This is a genomic window from Cyanobium sp. NIVA-CYA 375 (genome assembly GCF_056108345.1).
The window spans coordinates 1-847 of sequence record NZ_JBSYHW010000282.1 but is presented as its reverse complement, the minus strand read 5'-3'; the positions used below and the strand labels follow the sequence as shown (position 1 = coordinate 847).

Genomic DNA, 847 nt, shown 5'->3' with positions numbered 1-847 from the left:
GCTGCAGCACGACGGCCTGCACCGACACGTCGAGCGCTGCGGTCGGCTCGTCGAGGATCAGCCGGCGCGGCCTCACGGCCAGTGCGCGCGCGATGCCCACGCGGGCCTTCTGCCCGCCCGAGAGCTGGTGCGGGTAGCGCGAGAGCAGTGCCAGCGGCAGGCCCACCTGCTCGGCCACCTCGTCCACCCGCGCCTGCGCCGCCGCGCCGCGCAGGCCGGCCAGCAGCACCAGCGGCTCGGCGACGGTCTCGCGCGCAGTGAAGCGCGGGTTCAGGCTGTCGGTCGGGTCCTGGAACACCATCTGGATGTGGGTGCGGCGCGGGTCGCGCGCGAACTTCAGCGCCGGGGTCGTGGCCAGGTCCTGGCCTTCGAAGACGATGCGGCCGTCGCTGGCGTCGTGCAGGCGCGCCAGCAGCCGCACCAGCGTGCTCTTGCCGCAGCCCGATTCGCCCACCAGGCCCACGCTCTCGCCCGCGCCGATGGCAAACGACACGTCGTCCACCGCGTGCAGCAGCGCCCCCTTCTTGCCGGTGACGGGGTAGCGCTTGTTCAGCCTTTCGATCGACAGCAGAGGCGTCTCAAGCATGGGCCACCTCGGCGTTCGGCACGGCCACGCTGCCGTTCGGGAACCAGCAGGCCACCGCATGCTCGGCCAGCGGGTCGAGCCGCGGCGCCTCGGTGCGGCAACGCTCGGCCGCACGCGGGCAGCGCTCGGCGAAGCGGCAGGCCGGCAGGTCGTCGCGGCGCAGGTCGGGCATGTTGCCGGGCACGGGCTCGAGCGCGGCGATGCTGCCGCCCTCGCCCGGCGTGCTGCTGATCAGGCGCTGCGTGTAGGGGTGCATCGGCG

General features: G+C 74.0%; 2 protein-coding genes. Both read right to left on the bottom strand.

Annotated elements, in window-relative coordinates; all coding sequences use genetic code 11:
• Positions 1 to 586 (bottom strand): ATP-binding cassette domain-containing protein (locus AC01FP_RS18095; RefSeq protein WP_474482196.1); only part of this gene is annotated, 586 nt, incomplete at its 3' end.
• Positions 579 to 847 (bottom strand): oligopeptide/dipeptide ABC transporter ATP-binding protein (locus tag AC01FP_RS18090; RefSeq protein ID WP_474482194.1); only part of this gene is annotated, 269 nt, incomplete at its 5' end. The genes AC01FP_RS18090 and AC01FP_RS18095, both read right to left, overlap by 8 nt.